12 protein-coding genes are annotated in these 15999 nt (G+C 56.2%); 2 read left to right on the plus strand and 10 right to left on the minus strand.

Annotated features, from left to right (window positions below):
- Positions 1–27 precede the first annotated feature (27 nt).
- From tssM to IPM21_08585, 9 genes are all read right to left on the minus strand, one after another.
- Complete coding sequence (gene tssM, locus IPM21_08545) at positions 28–3615, minus strand: type VI secretion system membrane subunit TssM (GenBank protein ID MBK9163948.1); 3588 nt, start codon at positions 3613–3615, stop codon at positions 28–30.
- A 109-nt stretch (positions 3616–3724) separates the two neighbouring features.
- Positions 3725–4402 carry a DotU family type IV/VI secretion system protein gene (locus IPM21_08550; protein MBK9163949.1) on the minus strand — a complete coding sequence of 226 codons (678 nt, stop codon included), beginning with the start codon at positions 4400–4402 and terminating at the stop codon, positions 3725–3727.
- An 11-nt stretch (positions 4403–4413) separates the two neighbouring features.
- Complete coding sequence (gene tssK, locus IPM21_08555) at positions 4414–5766, minus strand: type VI secretion system baseplate subunit TssK (protein ID MBK9163950.1); 1353 nt, start codon at positions 5764–5766, stop codon at positions 4414–4416.
- An 80-nt stretch (positions 5767–5846) separates the two neighbouring features.
- A complete protein-coding gene (locus IPM21_08560) occupies positions 5847–6677 on the minus strand; it encodes a YkgJ family cysteine cluster protein (protein MBK9163951.1) in 831 nt (276 codons plus the stop codon).
- 36 nt (positions 6678–6713) lie between these two features.
- Complete coding sequence (locus IPM21_08565; protein ID MBK9163952.1) at positions 6714–8000, minus strand: FHA domain-containing protein; 1287 nt, start codon at positions 7998–8000, stop codon at positions 6714–6716.
- Between the two features lie 13 nt (positions 8001–8013).
- A complete protein-coding gene (locus IPM21_08570; protein MBK9163953.1) occupies positions 8014–9474 on the minus strand; it encodes a transglycosylase SLT domain-containing protein in 1461 nt (486 codons plus the stop codon).
- A gap of 12 nt (positions 9475–9486) precedes the next feature.
- On the minus strand, positions 9487–11025 hold the full coding sequence (locus IPM21_08575; GenBank protein ID MBK9163954.1) for an FHA domain-containing protein: 1539 nt from the start codon (positions 11023–11025) through the stop codon (positions 9487–9489).
- A gap of 111 nt (positions 11026–11136) precedes the next feature.
- Positions 11137–11565 (minus strand): hypothetical protein, encoded by a 429-nt coding sequence (locus IPM21_08580; GenBank protein ID MBK9163955.1) that lies wholly within the window; start codon positions 11563–11565, stop codon positions 11137–11139.
- 42 nt (positions 11566–11607) lie between these two features.
- Positions 11608–12975 (minus strand): pyridoxal-phosphate dependent enzyme, encoded by a 1368-nt coding sequence (locus IPM21_08585; protein MBK9163956.1) that lies wholly within the window; start codon positions 12973–12975, stop codon positions 11608–11610.
- Between the two features lie 117 nt (positions 12976–13092).
- Between IPM21_08585 and IPM21_08590 the strand changes: the two genes are divergently transcribed.
- Both IPM21_08590 and IPM21_08595 read left to right on the plus strand, forming a co-directional pair.
- Positions 13093–14409, plus strand: coding sequence for a PDZ domain-containing protein (locus tag IPM21_08590; GenBank protein ID MBK9163957.1), 1317 nt, complete (start codon positions 13093–13095; stop codon positions 14407–14409).
- Positions 14410–15159: a hypothetical protein gene (locus tag IPM21_08595; protein ID MBK9163958.1), complete on the plus strand. Its 750-nt coding sequence runs from the start codon at positions 14410–14412 to the stop codon at positions 15157–15159.
- Here IPM21_08595 and IPM21_08600 read toward each other — a convergent pair.
- Entirely contained in the window at positions 15146–15991 is an 846-nt protein-coding gene (locus IPM21_08600; GenBank protein ID MBK9163959.1) for a hypothetical protein, read from the minus strand. The genes IPM21_08595 and IPM21_08600 overlap by 14 nt on opposite strands.
- Positions 15992–15999 lie beyond the last annotated feature (8 nt).

Consider the following 15999-nt stretch of genomic DNA (forward strand, 5'->3'; position numbering starts at 1 on the left):
GAGTTTGATCTCCCGGCCTTTCTGTTGCTATTTCAATGCCTTCTCGGGTGCCCGGACCTTCTCGAAGATCTCCTTACCGAAGAGGTCGCCGCTGCTCGATTTGATGGTCGCTCCGATGGACTTTCCGCCGGCGGAGATACTCAGCAAGTACTCGCCGGTCGCCTGTTTCTGCGGCTTCGAGGCCTCGACGAACCTGAACAATCCCCATTTGCCGGCAAAAGGCGGCGTCGAGGTCGTCGTGGTGCCCGTGGTCGATTCGGCCGTTGAGGACGTCGAAACGAGGTTTATCGCAACGCCGGTCTCGCTTGATTGGGCGGCAGGGAAAGTCCCTCTGATCGAACCCGTTCCTTCGGACGTGATCTTCTGGCCGTCGATCGATACTTCGATGACCGCATCAGGAGAAGGCTTGAGGGTGAATTCGTAGTCGAACTTCGGCGTCGGGCTTGAGCCAAAAAGCGCCCGCCGCAGTGCAAAGGCATTGTTGAGATAGGCGACAAATTCGTCCGTAAACTGGATCTCGGCCGATTCACGCGGCTTGAGTTGGCCGCCGCTCTCCTCAAAGTAGTTCTTCAAACGTTCGTCATAGAACTTCGAAAGCTTGCCGTCCGTTGGGCTTAGGAAGCGAGAAATCGCTTCGAAATCCGCCTCCGGTTGGCCGGCACCAAATGGATAGAGTCCCTCAAGTACTTTTGCGTCAGGAAGTATGGTTTCACGCCAAGTTCGCTCGATCTGCTGCTTGACGCCGGCACCAAGCAGGTTCTTAAGGTTCATGATCGGCTGCTGAAGAAGCGTCGCGACCTCTTGGCCGGCCGGTGTTTCGTTAAAGGCGGAAACGAGTCCGTTGACGGCCTGCTCGCGCTTATTAACGTCGAGCGGGTCCTTCTCATTCGCCATTTCGTCGATCGCCCGGCGGAACTGGTCGTCATTGACGGTGCTCAGCCTGGTATAGACGCGCTGCAGCTCGGATTGATACTTTTCGATCGGGGCGTTCTCGCCCTGCTCGATCTTGCCGACAAAGGTCGTCACCGGCCGGAACTCCTTCTCGGGCTGTGTGTTGCCCGGTTCGTCTGTGGCCTTTTTCGTGAAGAAGCTGGAGATCCAGTCGAACCAACCGCCGCCATCGACCTTTTTCGAGAGATTTGTGTTGTTCTCGACCTCGATCACCAGCCGTTTGAGCGGCGAGTTTGCCGAGGCGAGCACCTGGAAGGCATCGACCGCATCGGTACGCTTCTCAAAACTGCGGATCTGGGTACCCCGGACGAACTTTCGCCAGTGGTCAGTGTAATCGCGATAGTAAAGGTCCTCGAGCTTTGCGGCATCGGTCGCCTGCGCCTGAACGAGTTGGCGTTTGCCGAGCTCACCCATCACCCAATCGTCCTCGGCGAGTTTCGAATCTGCCTCAGCGATGGCGGTTTTCATCAGCTCAAAGCCCGGGCGGGTAAATGCTCCCGGAACGCGGTAGGTTCCCGTCAAGAGGCTTGTATCCGCACCGCCGCGGGCAACCAACGACTCGACATTTGTCGGGCCGACCTTGTCGTCGATCTCGCGTGAGATGCGGCTGACCTGATTGCTGTAGTAACGGTTGACTGCCGGAAATGCCTGCAGTTTTCGGCGGGCCTCGTCCACGATCTTTGCGTTGAGTTGTATCCGCGGGAACTCGCCAAGCCCTTCAGCACGGTCGATCTGCCGAGACCAAAAGTCGAGGTGCATCTCGGCCGTTGCCTTCATGTCATTCGGGATCTTCGATTCCGTCAGCCAGTAGTCGCGAAGCGTGGCCGCGATATGCGTTGCTTCGGCCTTCTCGCGATAACGCAGGGTCTTGCCGTCGATCTGCTGCGACCCATCGGAGAGCATCAGATAGGCCTTGAGCAAATTGTAATTCTTGTTGAGGCTGGCTTCGCGCTCGATATCATCCGATCCCGCAAGTTGGCCGCTTTCGGCGAACTGCTTGAGCTCTGCCTCGAGTTTACGGATGGCCGGCTGCTTGAACCTCTTTTCGACGAGGTTCATATAAAGCGGCAGAAGGCTCTGGAGGTAAATTCCGTTACCGGAGTACATCCCCATTCGCATATGGAGCGGGGCACCGTTGCGGTTGTTATCGTCGAGTGTGACGAGCATCGGCCGCATTCCTTCAAGCACCCGCATTTCCTCGCGGACCTCGTCCTCTTTCTTCGTGAGGATGTCGCGATTGAGGTCGGCACGCCTTAAGGCAAGGCCCCGGTCGCCGACACTTGCCGCTTCGTCAAGCATCTGCTTGTTCGTTACGAGCGAAACGGCGGTCAACCCAAGCAGGCCGAGAACGATCATCGCTCCGATGAAGGTAAGCACCCAGCCAAAGATCGGAGCCCGTTGCCGCTGTGCCTGAAACGTTCTTACAACATCGCGGTCGCGGAGGATGACGTCTTTGAAAAGCCTTTCGGTGAAGTAAGTGTTGCCGACGGTCACCGGCACGTTACCACTGCCTTTTGTGCCCGGTGCCGAGGTGAAATAAAAGCCGCGGAAGAACGGATTTTCGCTGAACGGATTCGGGCGGAATAGAGCGTTGACGAACGAGCCGAACTTTCTGCGAGCGGCGCCAAAATGGAGCGGGAAGTTAAATATACGAAGCTGGCGAACGGGCGGGAATGGGGCCGAGAGCCGCGAAAGCCGCCGCCGCATTACGGCATCCTGTAAGACCTCAAACTCGCCATCGAACGACGCCTGCGCATTCTCGCTCTTTTCGATCGGGATGGTCGCGCCCCAAACGAGCGTCTTGTCCTCTTTTTTCGAGGTTGAGAACGAGTCGCGGAAGCCTTCGATCGAATCCGCTTGCGTAAAGACGAGATAGACTGGGAACTTTACCTTTAGGCGCTGAAGCGTGTCGTCAAGGCGAGCCCTAAGCACCTTGGCGTGCTCTTCGTTTTGCCGCTCATCGCCTTTGGTTATGGTGTTTACGTCGACAGTTAGGATCAGCCCGTCGATCGGCCGATTTGGGCGATACTTGCGGATGGCCTCGAGCAATGCGGCCCATTCTTCGCCATCGATGCCTTCGCTGCCATAGCGGCCTGCGGTGTCGATAAAGACGCCTTCGCTTGTTACGCGCCAATCAACATTCGGGGTTGGCCGGACGATCTTAAGTTCGGATTGGCGTTGGCTCGGGAGGTTCTGGAAGTTAAGGTCTGAGCCGATGACCAGCGAACTCTTGCCAGATTTCGGTGCGCCGGCGACCAGATACCACGGGAGCGAATAGATCGCATCCTTGCCTCCGCTGCCGAGATTTGAGGTCTTTATGAACTGAACGACCTCTTCAAGGCCCGCAAGCGCGGTGGCGTCGGCCGCAACCGCGGGGGTCGCAGTAGCAGCGGCCGGTTGGTCGGCTTGCTTGCCTTCGGCGGCCGCTTCCGCTTCAGCCTTTGCTTTTTCTTCTTTCTTTTTGGAACGCCGGGCCGCGAGATAGCCCCCGAGAAGTGTAAAGGGAAGCGTTATTAGGATCAGTAAAATGACGACGATCTTTTGATTACGCCCGACGCTGCCCTCGGGCATCATCATCACGATGAACGTGACAACGCCGTAAAACGACATTATCGAGCCGAGCCCGAGGGCGTACTTAAGTTGTCCAGCGTGCCATGAGGACATAGAAAAGATGTTAGGGTTTCCCGGGCAGCCATAATGCTCAACGACGCTGGCCTGACGGGAAGGTACTTTCGATTACAGTAAAGAACGCGAATATCGATCCGGTCCCGGATCACATCGCGAGCCGATTTATCGCCTGCTGCATGAACTGTGATGACATAACAAACATGACAAGATAAACGATAATGCCTAAACCTAGACCGCCAACGGCGCCGATTTTTGCCCAAACGGGCATTCCGCGTTTCTCGGGCGGCTTTGGCTGGTCGCTTGAAAGCCAGTGTGGTGAGAGGTCGACCGGCCTGATCCTGCCTACCTTTACGAGTGCTTTTGCGGTCTGCTCCATCGTTGCCAAGAGCTTTTCATGCTCATAGATCGCGTAGCGGCCCTTAAAGCCGAGGAGCATGCAAAAATAATAGACCTCGACGGCATCCTGAGTTGCCTCGATCTGCTTGATCATCGATTCGAGCTTCTCAAAAAACTTGTTTCCAGCGAGCTGCTCGCCGAAATACTCGAGCTGAAGCGGGTTTTTTTCCCACTCGTTCTTGAGATGAAAATCATTTGTCAGTACCGTTTCATCGACAAACGCGGCGAGTGCGAACTTAGAGACCTGAACGATCTTATGATTGAAACGGTAACGCTCGGCACGCTTTTCAAACTCCTCGAGCATACCGGCGATCTTCGGCCGAAGGTCATTTGACGGCGCGACAATGCCGGCCTTGAGCCTCAGGATCAGGTCAAAAACCGGCCCGGCAAACGTTATAAGATCTTTTTTTAGTGCACCTTCTGCCATTTTTCACACGCCTATGGTTTTACAGCGTAAAGCTCAAGTTTCTCATCCGGGATCTCGTTCGGGACATAAAGAGCGATGACCTTTGATCCGGCGATGCCGTTCCAATACGGCCCGATCGAATCTAGCTGGAAATATTTGAAGCCGACGCGTGCCGGTATCGGGGCTGGCGGCGGATTCGAATAGGTCAGCACAACGCCCGGCAAGGCCGAACCGATGACCGAATCGATGACATCACGAGACGCTATCTTAACAACGCGTGGAACGCCCTCGATAAGTTTCGATTCCGGCATCTGCGCCCGCACCGCGAGGTAGAACCCTGCCTCTTTGATCAAGCGTTCGTCCTCGATCCTGCCAACGTAGAGCGTGTCGCGGGTCTTCTCGAGCGGTATCTGGACACAACGGCTCGGGATAACGGTCTCGAGTAGGTCCTTGAGCTGAAGCGACAGGCTGTAGAACGTGAAATATAGGTCGTCGTGGTCGTATTTGACGATGTCTTTCGGGTTATGCTCGAGCGAAAAGGTCATCAGCTTTCCGGCAAGCTCGCCCATGGTCATATAAAGCTGCTCAGGATGAATGAGCGGCGACCGGAAGAAATGCGACATCGTCGGGATCGACGAATTGATCGTGTGAAGCAGCCAGAAAACGGCGACCTCCGAGGTCGTAAAATCGGCAAGTGAGGCATTGCGATGCCGTCGCTGTTCGCCGAGGCTTCCGCTTTTCGTGATCAGGATCTCGACCATCTGGCGAAGCATATTTACGAGCCAGGTCGAGGCGGTAACTTTGAGGATCGGCGGAATGTAGTCGTCTGAGATCTTTAACTGGCCGGTCGGCGTTCGCTCAAGCTCGGCGATCTTCATCGAGGTAAAGCCGTCGCGAAGTTCATCATCGAAGATTATCCGCAGGTTGCTCTTGGCATAGGCGATCGGTTGCTCGCCGGAGCCGGTCGTTTCATCCTTGACCATCGCTCCTTCCTGCAGAAAGCGGAGCGTTGTGCTCGCCTTTGCGCCATTTGCCTGAAAATTAGCCTCGCCGGCTTTGCGGGCCGGGATCGCGAGGTGAACCCCGAGCTTTTCTTGCTCAACGCGGAAGTGGTCGCCAATTGGACGCATGTCCGGAACCGCTTCAGAATCGGGGACATTGACGAAGAGCCCATCGGGCATCACCGCCCGGCAATTTATGACCTGAAAGTTGCCGTTCGCGATAGCTTCATTGCTGACCTGCAGTTCAAGGACGCCGTAATCATACTGCTTGACGGCATCGACCCGCGAGTTGAGCAAGCCCTCGAAGTAGTTATCCCACTGCTGGAAATGGTGCGGGGTCAGAAGCATCCCCTCGTTCCAGACGACTTTGCGGTATCTGCTCATAAAGTGAATCGACCTAAATAGTAGAACGAGTTCGAAAAATAGTAAACAGCGGCAAGCGATTGTGACTAAATGTGTTTACATCATCGCTTGCGCCCGTTGCTGCCGTTATTCGCCGATGGCTTCTTTCTTGCGGAGTCGGGAATCTCGCTGTGCGTTAGCATCGTAAAGAAGTCTGCCATCCATTTCTCGCCTGTTTTTTCTACGAACTTTTCGGGGTATTGTTCGGCAAGTTCGAGCGAACGTATCATTGGCAGCAGGGCGAATTTGGCGAGCCGGCCCGTATTGCCGACGTTGGTCAGCGTTTTGGAGGGCGAAATGCCGAGCGGGACGAGGTCGATGCCCTCGGCCGTTGGGGTGGAGCAATTCTCGGCCGGGCTCGTTACCAAATATTCGCGGCAGGCGACGGGCCTGTCTTTATGGATCGAACAGCTCTCCTCAAAAAGGAACGGACAGGCGACGCCCTCGCGAAAATATTCTGTCGTAAGCTCGGAAAGCTGTTTCATCGCTTCCTCTTTGCCGTTCTCCTCGACCACTTCGCGGATATCCTGCACGCGATCGAACCATTTGATCGACCGGAAATGCTCCATCGCATCGCGGAAACGCTGCTTGACCTCGCTCCTCCGCGGTTCAGGAAGTGCCTCGACCACCTCAGCGATGTGGTAAACCTCGATCTCAGAGACCGGTACAGGCTGTCGGCAACAAGCTCCGCATCCGGCCTTGCAGGAGATGCTCTTACCAGCATTTTCCGCTTCGGAAACGCCCATATCAACAAACGTGTTCGACATTTGCTGAAAGATCGGGAGCATCCGGTGCGGCTTGACGCGATTCGCCGGGACGGTCATCGTCATCGAGAGCGGTTGGCCATTGATCGAGATCGTCACGTTGCCGGTGACCCATTCGTTTTCCTGCATATTTTGAAACCTCCGGTCGCTGAGCGTAGCTTTGGCCTAATCGCCGAGCGGTTCTGAATTGACGCCAAAGTCCTTAGGGTTTTGCATCACGGTACCGACGGCCAGGAACCGCAGGGCCCTATCGAACTCGGTTTTTGTGATCTTCTGCTTTTGTTCAAGGAACCAGATCGACCTTATCTCACGCGAGCTCTCGGGAAACTCGGACGGAAGCTTTTGGATCATATTTCTCATCTTCAAGAACTCGCCCGCAACGCCCTGGTCATAAGCAGCGATCAGCAGAACGGCATCGTCGCTGCGTTCCGAACCGATCTGGGCGTTCAGCTTTGAAAGCACTTCTACCATACCCTGAGCAGTCTGAAGAACGTCTCCGCGTGAGTTGCCAAGCTTGTTCACCGCGGCTGCCGCAAGGAAATGCGGTTTTAGGCCATTTGCACTGGCGAGCGATGCGATCGCGGACGAATTCTTCCGGGCAGACTCGAGATTTGCGGCCAATGCCGGCGAGCCTGCGACCTCGCGGATCTTGGCCGAAACCCGCTGTGCGTGCTCAGCGGTGATGAAGGCTCGCGGGTCATTCACGGCGGCCTTTCGCAAAAAGACCGCGGTATTTCGTTCGACCTTCGCTAGTTCGGAGTCCGGCGGAGTCACGGTCGTTCCGGTTGGGGCCGAGCCCGGCCCGGTGCCCGGAGTGGACGTTGTTCCGGGGTTGCCGGTGGTCGGCCGCGTTGTTGGCGATGAACTCGAACCCGGCCCGCCGATGTCGTCGTTTGAACCTGATGGCGAATCGTCGCCAATATCATCTGCAAAAGGGTCGTCGGTATCGCGGGAGATATCGCGGCTCGCTTGCCCGCTGGTGCTCCAGAGATACAACCCGCCGCCGACGAAGACGAGCAGGAGGACGGCTGTAAGCGGAGCGAGGACGGCGAGCCAGACCAAATTGCTGCCGCCCGAAGCGGACGATCCCGCGGCACCCGCCGAAGCGGCAACGGGCGGAGCCGCCGGTTTTGGCTCTTCCTTTGGAGCGGTAGATGGCAATTCGGCCTTGATCTCAAGTGAATCACCGAGGCCGATAGTATCGCCATTCTTGAGCCCTGTCGGTTCACTAAGCAAAACCCCGTTGACCTTCGTCCCGAACTTCGAACCGAGATCCTGGATAACGTAAACCGTACCGAAGCGTTCGATCCGGGCATGCTCTCGTGAGACGCCCGGAGCAGACAAAACAAGGTCGCACGACGAGTGCCGGCCGAGAGTGAACTTGTCAACCCCGACCGTTGCAGAGCGGTCCTTGCCGTCATGGTCCTTATAATCGAGCCGAAGGTCGCTCATCGTTCGTCCGGGCCTAATTCGAATAGGTCGAAAGCGGCTGAAGCTTCAGGCCGAAGTCTTGCGGATACTCGCCAACGATAGCGGCGGCAAAGAACTTGGGCACGTACTTGAAATTCTCCGATTGAAATTGCTTAGAGAGCATGTCGCTTTTTGAGATCAGGGTCCAGAAATCACGAGGGACACCGGAGCCCGATTCGAGAGCCTTGACGAGGTTCGAACTCAAGCCACCTTCGCCGCTGTTGTAAGAACCGATCGCAAGGGGGACACTCGCCGGCCCGGTGCCGTACCTCGCCGTCAATGCCTTCATGTATGAGGCGGCGGCTCGTGCCGAGGGTTCCGGTTCGCAGCGTTCATCGGGATTTGAGGGCGAGGCGCCGCTGATGGTTTTAAGGCCGTGATTTTCGCCGGTCGCTTTTGTGAACTGGAACATTCCGAGCGGGCCGGTCGGGCTTTGCAGGCAAACACAATGTTCCGACTCGATCATTGCAAGGTAAAGCCCGATCCGCGGGTCGATCCCGCGGGCGTTAAAGGCCCGGACGATGAACGGCGCGTTCTTGCTCGCACGTTCATAGGTCGCCTGCAGATTATCGCCAAAGCGGCACCCTCCGAGCGGCTTAACATTGATCCGCTTGGCGAAGGCATCGGTAAAGACCTTGATCCGCTCGACGGCTTCGGGAGGTATCTGATCGCTCGAGCTGTTTCCGATAGCTGTTGCGATCCGCATCGAGCGTTCGGCTACATATTTGCGCTTTTCGGCGTCAGTAAGGTCAAGGTAACGCTTTCCGGGCGGAATAACGGGCGCCTCCGGTTTCGACGGTTCGGGAGTCTTGATATTGAGCGGCTCACTTGAGTCAGGGTCGGTGGACGTCGTTGAGTTCGTCGATGAGCTTCCGGAATTTGACGGCCTATCGCTGGTATTCTTCGAGTCGCTGTCACGGGTGCTCCGCGGCTCAGAATCGGAAAACTCAATGTCGTCATCGGCCCGTACAACTGAAGGTTCGCCAAAGCCGAACACTTTATATGCGATCAGTGCGAACGACACGGTCACGATCATGAACGCGAATCCGATCATCGCTATCGGCACAATGCCAATGCCGGACGGGACGTCCGAGGCTGCGATGATTCCTTCACCCGAAGCGGCCGCCGCCCGAGCGGGTTCGGCAGCCTTTGATGCGGCTTGGATCTCGACGCTGATCTGAGTTTCGTTACCGATCTTGATGCGGTCGCCATTCGCGAGTGGCTTGCCGACCGGCGGCACGGCCTCGCCATTCACAAATGTGCCATTCGCCGAGTTGTCATCGACGATCCAAACGCGATCGCCTTCGCGATAGACCGTTGCGTGCAGCCGCGAGAGGCCGTTATCCTCGAACCGCTCATCGGCATCGCTGCCGCGGCCGAACGAGATCCGCCCTTCGGCGACGCTTACTGTTCGGTTGCCGTCCGGGCCTTTGCAATTGAGTCGAACCTCCAACATCTTTCCACTATCTTACATCGCGATCCGGTAAAATTCCGAGAGCGGCCGCTCGCTTTCGAGGCCGAATTTTTGCGGGTTCTCAGCTACGACTCCTGCCGCTAAAAAGCGAACAAGCTGCTCGCGTTCGGCGGGTGTTTTGATCGAGTTCCACACGTCTGTTCGGATCGCGGGAAGCGTCGCCTTCCACTCGCCTGCTTCCTGCGGCGACTTGCCGAATGCAGCCACGGCAAAGAGGAAATCGCCCTCAAACGCGCCGAGTACCATCGCCTTCATATAAAGACCTGCGGCAATCGCCGCACATTCCTGTTTTGGGTCGGCGATCGTTTGCCCACCGCACGTTCCGTCATAGGCAGCTGCCTTAACGAATTCGGGCGACATTCGCCAAAGGCCCTCATCGGTGCCTTGGCGGGCCGGGTCAAAACGGCTACGGCTCATCGCGAGGACAAAGCCCAACGGAGCATCAAGGTTCTGCTCGCGGACAAACCCGACATTGATGGCATCTTTGAACTGCGATGCTTTTGCCGAATATCCGGGTTGTGCGAAATCGGCGGTCTTTCGCTGTATCTCTTGCAGCAACTGCCGGTTCGAGATGTTGTACTTATCGCCGCCATTGAACTGCGACAGCATCTTTCGAGTAAGATCGTGGACCTCGACGAGGCTCGGGCCGGACGTTTTCGCCGGCCGCTGCGGCTCGTCGGGTTGGGTGGTCTGTGTTCCGGCAACTTCATCGCCTTCGCGACGAACAGCACGCGTTTCAAAGGCAAGCAGAACGGGCGGGCTGGTCGTGAACTTTACGCCCTTTTCGTCCTCAAGCACGATCCCGAGCGGGTGGTCGAAGCCATCGGCGAGGTCGGGGAAGTCCGCCGGGTTGATCTCAACAATGTAAGGCGACCCAGACACGCTGGCGAATTCAAAGCCATCAACCGTAAAGGCGACGCGAGAAACGCACTCGGAATTCTCGATCTCAACCTCGATCTCGGTCGGCTTGGCGATAGTATCGCCGGGCTCGGGCGAAAGGATAACGGCCCGGGCGTTGCAACTCGTATCGCGCAAGAAATAGTAGCCGGTCGCTCCGGCACCTATCACGAGCGAAAGAGCCAGAAAACCGCCTGCGGCGAGAAAGAGGCCCTTTGAACTTGAACCACCTTCCGGGCCGGCCGGTGCGGCTGCTTCTGTTTCGGCGGTTTCGGACGGTTCTGCTTCGGATGTTTCTGTATTCTCGGAGGCCGGAACGCCGGCAACTGAATCTTCGGCTCCCTTTTCCTTAACGAACTCAAGAGTCAGCTTTGCGGAGCCGCCAAGCAGTATCTCGTCGCCATCGAACAGATAGACCTCGCCTTTGATCGGCACACCGTTGACTGTGGTGCCATTGCTGCTGTTGAGGTCGATCAGGCAATATTCTTCGCCGCGAAGCTCTATTTCAATGTGGTAACGTGAGACGTTGCTGTCGCCCGGAAAAGAAATAGAGTTATCCGGCGTCCGGCCGATGGTCACAAGGCCCGAGCCGAGGAAAAACTCGCGGTCGTCAAATTTCAGCTTTGCTTCTCGCATTTACCTAAAAGCACACTCTTCATCAAAAATCGGCCGCAAGCTCCGTCGTAAGGGCAGCGGCCGCAGCACGATCCTGGATTTTGACGCTCGGGACACGGGCGTTTTGCGTTCTTAGAAAGCGCTGTCTCCGCCACCTCTAAAAAACAAAAAATAGACGCCGACGGAGAAAGCGATCACAAAGACCACAATGATGAACAAAGTAAAGATGGCCCAAACGGCACCGCGGCCGCCTTTTTCCTCGATGGCCGAGGAGGCCGGAACCCCAGTTTCGGGTGCGTCCGGAACCGCCTCATTGAGGTCGGGCTGCGGCTCGATATCAAGAGCAATTGGCTCGGCCGCCGCTGCTGCAACCGGTTCGGTTGTTGCCGGCATCTGGCTGCGTTGAGGCGTATGCCCGCTCGTTTGACGAAATACCGGCGGCGGCATCGACCAACCACCCGCAGGCTTTTCGGCACCGGGTCGTGGTTCAGGCCTCTCGGTCGGGGCCTCGTCGGGGGAAGAGTTGTCGAGTCCTTGCATTTCTGCGATTCCGTCGTTCATTCGGACCACCTCCGTTCTGAAGTGTTGGGCACGGTGTTTAGATCAACTTGAAAGTTCCAAAACATCCGAACGCGTAATGATCCCTGTAATTCGCTTAAAGTCTTCTATCACAACCGCGGGCGATTCCAAAAGCTTCGCCTTTATTTCGTTGATGCTCGAATCAACTTGCACGACCGGAAAGCTCGGCTCCATAACATCGCTGACCTTTGATTCGAGCAGGGAATGATCGACAAGCAGCTTGGCCAAAACGCGGCTTTCGCGGAAACTTCCGACCGAGCGGTTATCTTCGATCACAGGTATCTGCGTAATGCCATTTTCGGACATTCTCGCAAGGGCGGCCGCAACCGTTTCATCAGGCCCGGTAAAGATCAATTGACCCGGAGCGGTCCCGTTCTTGGTCTCTACGATGAGCCCGGCCGTAATCTTCTGAGGCTCAAGAAGCAGCTTCTCCTTCATCCATTCGTCCGAATGGAACTTGGACAAATAATGCTCGCCCGTATCGCATACGATGAAAACGATGACGGCGTTCTCGTCCGATTCTTTTGCGACCTTTAGGGCAGCGGCGAAGTTCGTTCCCGTAGAGCCGCCGCAGAAAATGCCTTCCTTTCGCGAGAGTTGGCGGGCGAGGTCAAAGGACTCGCGGTCGGTTACGTTGATCACTTCGTCCACCACACTCATATCGGCATTGCCGACCGGGAGGCTTTGCCCGATGCCTTCGACCAGATAGGGCGTTGCCTCGGGCACTTGGCCCGAGTCCTTGTAGGTCTTAAAGATCGAACCGTAAGGGTCGGCACCGATGATCTTTACGTTCGGGTTTTGTTCTTTTAGGTAGCGGCCGGTTCCGCTGATGGTTCCGCCTGTGCCGATGCTGGCCACGAAATGGGTTATCTTGCCGTCCGTATCCCGCCACAGCTCGGGGCCGGTCGTCCGGTAATGGGCCGCCGGGTTTGCCGGGTGGTTGTACTGATCGGGATAAAACGAGTTCGGTGTTTCTTGCGAAATGCGCTTTGCCGTCTCAACATAATGATCAGGCGTGCCCGGCTTGGCCGCCGCAGGGCATACGACGATATCGGCGCCGAGCGACTTGAGGTATCGCATTTTTTCGACCGAAACCTTCTCCGTCAAAACAAATATGCACTTGTATCCGCGAACGGCGGCAACAAGAGCCATTCCGATTCCGGTATTTCCCGAGGTCGCTTCGACCAACGTGCCGCCGGGCTTCAGGACGCCTTCCGTTTCAGCCCAATCGACCATCGAAACGCCGATCCTGTCCTTGACCGAATATCCGGGATTCAGGCTCTCCATCTTTGCGAGAATCGTTGACTTGACGTTAAACTGACGGGCCAGATTGTTGACCTTGACAAGGGGTGTGTTGCCGATTAGTTCAAGAACGTTTTCGTAATATTTCATTTATTAGAGGATAAATTAAACTAATTGAAAGTGCGATGCCCTAATCTTAAACCCACTTTAAATTCATGTAAACCTGAAACGAACTAAAGCGACCCATCGTATAGAAATTTAGAAAATATGAGAAAAAGGTGGGTTTTTGAACTAAAATATGCGGCCGGGCTGATCTTCTCGCTCGGCGTTCTTTTCTTTGCAGCCGAGGCTCAGATCGCGGCCGATGTTGCCAGTCCTGCTGCGGATGCGGCGAAGCGGCGGATAGATAGTTTTGAAAAGGTCTGGTCAACGGTCAACGATAAGCATTATGACCCGACTTTTGGCGGTGTGGATTGGGCATCCGTTAAGGTGAAATACGAGCCGCTTGCCCGGGCGGCGAAAAACGATGACGAGCTGCACGACGTGCTTCGCAAGATGCTGGCAGAGCTAAAGCTCTCGCATTTCGGCATTCATTCGGGCAATCCGGAGTTCGGTTCGGGAGCGGGTGAGGTCGGCGTAGAGCTGAAATCGCTTCGCTCGGGAATGACGATCTTTCGCGTCGATCTTAGTTCGGCAGCGGCGAAGTCTGGCCTAAAGCCCGGAATGATCATCACTTCGATAGACGGCAAAACATCTGTCGACATGATAGAAAAGCTCGAATCTGCTATCGCCGGGCGCGACCTGACCGAAGGTTCGCGGCGGATCTACCGTGAGCGAATGTTTGAAGCTGCTTTGGGCGGCAAGCCCGGGAGCGAGGTCAAGATCGGGATACAGGAGTTGGGCAAGGAACCAAGGACGGTAAGCGTCACCCGCGAAGAGTTTGCTGGCGAATATTCGCAGCCGCTCGGTAATTTTCCGGCACAGCCGATGAAGTTTGAATCGCGGCGGCTTGAGGGCAATATCGGTTATATCAGCTTCAATATGTGGGTCATCGCCCAGATGCCGAAGCTGCGTGCCGCTATGAGGGAACATGCTGAAGCGGCTGGAATTATAATAGATCTTCGCGGTAATCCGGGCGGTGTCGGCGGCATGGCAAGCGGGCTTGCAGGTATGATGCTGAAAGAAGAGCTGTCGCTTGGCTCGATGCGGTCGCGGGAAAGCGGGATGAAGTTTTCGGTCTTCCCGCAGCCAGGGGCGTTCAACGGGCCGGTCGCGGTCTTGATCGACCATGGCTCGGGCTCGACCAGTGAAATATTCGCCGCCGGACTTCAGGATGCAGGCCGAATCACACTAATCGGCGAACGCACAGCGGGAGCGGTTTTGCCGTCATTTTTTGAGAAGCTTCCGACGGGTGCGACGTTTCAATATGCCGTTTCGGATTACCGGTCACCGAAAGATGTGCTCGTCGAGGGCCGCGGCGTTGAGCCCGATATAAAGGCCGAGCTTGATGGCGAAAGCCTCGCCAAAGGGATCGATTCGCAGCTTCAGCGGGCGGTCGAGGTACTACTAAAAAAGGGGAAATAAATGAAACTGAACAAATATCTTTTGATGCTTCTTGCACTTGTCTTTTCCGGTTCCGCCGTGGCTCAGAAGGCCGGCGAAGGCTGGGCAAAACCGAGCCTCCCGGCGGCCTCGGAGATCATTGCCAAATACGTGACCGCCATCGGCGGCCGCGAGGCGAACGCGAAATTCAAGTCGCGTGTCACAACCGGCAAGGCCTCGCTCTCACCGCTCGGCATAAGCGGAACCTTCGAACAGGCAGCGGTCTCACCAAACCGCTCGGCCCTCAGAATGGAACTCGCCGGTGTCGGACAGTTCCTGGATGTGACCGATGGCGGAACGTCGTGGGCAAATGATCCGATCCAGGGTTTTCGCCAACGCTCGGGCAAGGAGCTTGACCAGCAAAAGAACACCGCTCTCTTTGCACGGACCTATGACCTGAACGCCGCCTATAGCTCATTCGAGGTCACGGGAATTGAGAAAGTGGGCGGCAGTGATGCGTATGTCGTCATTGCAAAGCAAACCGGCCTACCGGATGACACCATCTATTTTGACGTAGCGAGCGGACTGATCGTCCGGACGGATTCAACCTCGATCTCTCCGCAGGGCGAGATCAAAACGCAGTCATTTCCGAGCGATTACCGTGAGGTGGACGGCATCAAGATCCCTTTCAAGATCAGATCTGTTATCCCGAATGTGGAAATACTCCTGACGGTTGAAAAGGTCGAGCACGACGTCACCGTCAGCGACGAGAAATTTGCTAGGCCGAAGTAGCCGCGGCTTTTAACTCTTTGACCCCGAGAAATTCCTCACGCTTTTTGAGGAGCTTCGCGGGGTCATTTGTTATTACGGCCTTTACTCCGAGCAGTGCGGACCGCTTTAGCCAATGAGAGTGGTCCGCAGTCCAGATCGCTACCGGCAGCCCGGCTTTCGTGGCCTTTTTCATCAGCTTTCGTGTGGCAAGCGAATAGTGGATCGAAAGTTCGTGGGCTCCGAGCTCTTCCGCAAGCCGGACAAGGTATTTCTCCTTTCTAAGTATCGTCTTTATCTTCGGTGCGAAGAGGGCCGCGGTTCGAACTTCGGGGAGATTCTCGCGAAAGAAGGTGATGACCGGGTGCCGAAAGCTCTTGACGATCAACGTGCCGGCTAGGTTCGCGCCTTCGATGACCGCAGCGACCGCACGGGCAAGCGGATAGAGGTCATCGTTCTTGCACTTTAGCTCAACGTAGATCTCACCGCGAAAGTCCTTCAAAAAGTTTAAGGCAGAAGCGAGGGTAATGATCCGCTCCTCAGAAAATACGGCCCTTTTCCCTTTCTTATTGCTTCGGGAGAACCAGCTTCCGACATCGATGTGCGAAAGTTCTTCGGAGCTATATGCCGCGACCTTGCCCGGCCTTCCGGCCGTGCGTTTGAGCGACGAATCGTGAATGACGACGGGAACGCCGTCCGCCGCGAGCCGGACGTCAAATTCGATCCCGTCGGCCGGGCAATCGATCGCTCGCTGAAAGGCGGCGAGCGTGTTCTCCGGTGCGACGGCGCTTGCACCGCGGTGCGCGATTATCAGAGGAAGAGGATGCGATGGGCCGGTGAGGTCGAAGATCTTCATCGGTTTTT

This window comes from Acidobacteriota bacterium, from assembly GCA_016716435.1.
GTDB lineage: Bacteria > Acidobacteriota > Blastocatellia > Pyrinomonadales > Pyrinomonadaceae > OLB17.

Bases quoted from the DNA above. Each gene is read 5' to 3' on its own strand.
- IPM21_08595 (MBK9163958.1), top strand. From the start codon at position 14,410: ATGAAACTGAACAAATATCTTTTGATGCTTCTTGCACTTGTCTTTTCC.
- tssK (MBK9163950.1), bottom strand. From the start codon at position 5,766: ATGAGCAGATACCGCAAAGTCGTCTGGAACGAGGGGATGCTTCTGACC.
- IPM21_08590 (MBK9163957.1), top strand. From the start codon at position 13,093: ATGAGAAAAAGGTGGGTTTTTGAACTAAAATATGCGGCCGGGCTGATC.
- IPM21_08570 (MBK9163953.1), bottom strand. From the start codon at position 9,474: ATGTTGGAGGTTCGACTCAATTGCAAAGGCCCGGACGGCAACCGAACA.
- IPM21_08560 (MBK9163951.1), bottom strand. From the start codon at position 6,677: ATGCAGGAAAACGAATGGGTCACCGGCAACGTGACGATCTCGATCAAT.
- IPM21_08550 (MBK9163949.1), bottom strand. From the start codon at position 4,402: ATGGCAGAAGGTGCACTAAAAAAAGATCTTATAACGTTTGCCGGGCCG.
- IPM21_08585 (MBK9163956.1), bottom strand. From the start codon at position 12,975: ATGAAATATTACGAAAACGTTCTTGAACTAATCGGCAACACACCCCTT.
- IPM21_08580 (MBK9163955.1), bottom strand. From the start codon at position 11,565: ATGAACGACGGAATCGCAGAAATGCAAGGACTCGACAACTCTTCCCCC.
- tssM (MBK9163948.1), bottom strand. From the start codon at position 3,615: ATGTCCTCATGGCACGCTGGACAACTTAAGTACGCCCTCGGGCTCGGC.
- IPM21_08565 (MBK9163952.1), bottom strand. From the start codon at position 8,000: ATGAGCGACCTTCGGCTCGATTATAAGGACCATGACGGCAAGGACCGC.
- IPM21_08600 (MBK9163959.1), bottom strand. From the start codon at position 15,991: ATGAAGATCTTCGACCTCACCGGCCCATCGCATCCTCTTCCTCTGATA.
- IPM21_08575 (MBK9163954.1), bottom strand. From the start codon at position 11,025: ATGCGAGAAGCAAAGCTGAAATTTGACGACCGCGAGTTTTTCCTCGGC.